Source organism: Exiguobacterium sp. s34, from assembly GCF_018617435.1.
Taxonomy (GTDB): Bacteria; Bacillota; Bacilli; order Exiguobacteriales; family Exiguobacteriaceae; genus Exiguobacterium; species Exiguobacterium aestuarii.
Genome location: NZ_JACSKE010000013.1, coordinates 1,766 through 4,709, shown reverse-complemented (window position 1 = coordinate 4,709; position 2,944 = coordinate 1,766). Strand labels below are relative to the sequence as shown.

The 2,944-nt window shown below is 55.2% G+C and carries 1 rRNA gene; it reads right to left on the bottom strand.

The features are described from left to right. Positions 1-5: 5 nt before the first annotated feature. Positions 6-2,918: ribosomal RNA gene (locus KNO87_RS15265) — 23S ribosomal RNA — on the bottom strand. Positions 2,919-2,944 lie beyond the last annotated feature (26 nt).

The following is a 2,944-nucleotide window of genomic DNA, read 5'->3' as shown; positions in this document are numbered from 1 at the left end:
TAGACTAGATCAAAGCCTCGACCGATTAGTATCATTCAGCTCCACGTGTCACCACGCTTCCACCCATGACCTATCTACCTCATCGTCTCTGAGGGGTCTTTCTTGATTGCTCAAAGGGAAATCTCATCTCGGAGGGGGCTTCATGCTTAGATGCTTTCAGCACTTATCCCGTCCGCACGTAGCTACCCAGCGATGCTCCTGGCGGAACAACTGGTACACCAGCGGTGCGTCCATCCCGGTCCTCTCGTACTAAGGACAGCTCTCCTCAAATTTCCTGCGCCCACGACGGATAGGGACCGAACTGTCTCACGACGTTCTGAACCCAGCTCGCGTACCGCTTTAATGGGCGAACAGCCCAACCCTTGGGACCTACTCCAGCCCCAGGATGCGATGAGCCGACATCGAGGTGCCAAACCTCCCCGTCGATGTGGACTCTTGGGGGAGATCAGCCTGTTATCCCCAGGGTAGCTTTTATCCGTTGAGCGATGGCCCTTCCATGCGGAACCACCGGATCACTAAGCCCGACTTTCGTCCCTGCTCGACTTGTAGGTCTCGCAGTCAAGCTCCCTTCTGCCTTTGCACTCTTCGAATGATTTCCAACCATTCTGAGGGAACCTTTGGGCGCCTCCGTTACTGTTTAGGAGGCGACCGCCCCAGTCAAACTACCCGCCTGACACGGTCCTCCAGCCGGATCACGGCTGCGAGTTAGAGACTCTATACGCAAAGGGTGGTATCCCAAGGGTGTCTCCACCGAAGCTGGCGCTCCGGCTTCACAAACTCCCACCTATCCTGTACATCGCGTACAAAGCCTCAATATCAGGCTGTAGTAAAGCTCCATGGGGTCTTTCCGTCCTGTCGCGGGTAACCTGCATCTTCACAGGTACTATGATTTCACCGGGTCTCTCGTTGAGACAGTGCCCAAATCGTTACGCCTTTCGTGCGGGTCGGAACTTACCCGACAAGGAATTTCGCTACCTTAGGACCGTTATAGTTACGGCCGCCGTTTACTGGGGCTTCGGTTCAGTGCTTCTCTTGCGATGACACATCCCCTTAACCTTCCAGCACCGGGCAGGCGTCAGCCCCTATACTTCATCTTGCGATTTAGCAGAGACCTGTGTTTTTGCTAAACAGTCGTTTGGGCCTATTCACTGCGGCTTATGTTGCCATAAGCGTCCCTTCTCCCGAAGTTACGGGACCATTTTGCCGAGTTCCTTAACGAGAGTTATCCCGCGCGTCTTAGAATTCTCATCTCGCCTACCTGTGTCGGTTTGCGGTACTGGCGCCGACCTCCTCACTAGAGGCTTTTCTTGGCAGCGTGAAATCCGGTGCTTCGCCCTACGGGCTCCACGTCACAGCTCAACCTTGATGCCGGGCGGATTTGCCAACCCGACGGCCTCGCTGCTTGTCCGTGCACTTCCAGTCGCACGGTCACCTTATCCTTCTGCGTCCCCCCATCGTTCAAACGGTGGTACGGCGGTACAGGAATATCGACCTGTTGTCCATCGCCTACGCCTTTCGGCCTCGGCTTAGGTCCAGACTAACCCTGAGCGGACGAGCCTTCCTCAGGAAACCTTAGGCTTTCGACGGAGGGGATTCTCACCCCTCTTTTCGCTACTCACACCGGCATTCTCACTTCCAAGCGCTCCACGGCTCCTCACGATACCGCTTCACTGCTGCTTGGAACGCTCTCCTACCATCCCTTACGGGATCCATAGCTTCGGTGGTATGTTTAGCCCCGTTACATTTTCGGCGCGGCGCCACTCGACTAGTGAGCTATTACGCACTCTTTGAATGGTGGCTGCTTCTAAGCCAACATCCTAGTTGTCTGTGCAGCGCCACATCCTTTTCCACTTAACATACACTTGGGGACCTTAGCTGATGGTCTGGGCTGTTTCCCTCTCGACTACGGATCTTATCACTCGCAGTCTGACTCCCGAGTACAAGTTGCTGGCATTCGGAGTTTGACTGAATTCGGTAACCCTGTGGGGGCCCCTAGTCCAATCAGTGCTCTACCTCCAGAACTCTTCACCTCGAGGCTAGCCCTAAAGCTATTTCGGAGAGAACCAGCTATCTCCAGGTTCGATTGGCATTTCACCGCTACCCACACCTCATCCCCGCACTTTTCAACGTGCGTGGGTTCGGACCTCCAGTCAGTGTTACCTGACCTTCATCCTGGACATGGGTAGATCACCTGGTTTCGGGTCTACGACGACGGACTGATGCGCCCTGTTCAGACTCGCTTTCGCTGCGGCTCCGCCTCATCGGCTTAACCTCGCCCGCCATCGTAACTCGCCGGTTCATTCTACAAAAGGCACGCCATCACCCGTTAACGGGCTCTGACTACTTGTAGGCATACGGTTTCAGGATCTATTTCACTCCCCTTCCGGGGTGCTTTTCACCTTTCCCTCACGGTACTGGTTCACTATCGGTCACTAGGAAGTATTTAGCCTTGGGAGATGGTCCTCCCGGATTCCGACGGGGTTTCACGTGTCCCGCCGTACTCAGGATCCACTCTGGAGGGGATGGGGTTTCGGCTACAGGGCCGTCACCTTCTCTGGCCGACCTTTCCAGGTCGTTCACCTACCCTATCCCTTTGTAACTCCGTATAGAGTGTCCTACAACCCCAGGAAGCATGCTTCCTGGTTTGGGCTGTTCCCGTTTCGCTCGCCGCTACTCAGGGAATCGAATTTTCTTTCTCTTCCTCCGGGTACTTAGATGTTTCAGTTCCCCGGGTATGCCTCACGCCACGCTATGTATTCACGTGGGTGTCCCGCCAGTCTCCCGGCGGTGGGTTCCCCCATTCGGAGATCTCTGGATCAATGTGTACTTACCACTCCCCAGAGCATTTCGCTGTTCGTCGCGTCCTTCATCGGCTCCTAGTGCCAAGGCATCCACCGTACGCCCTTTCTACCTTGATCTAGCGTCTAAGACACACGGTCCATTA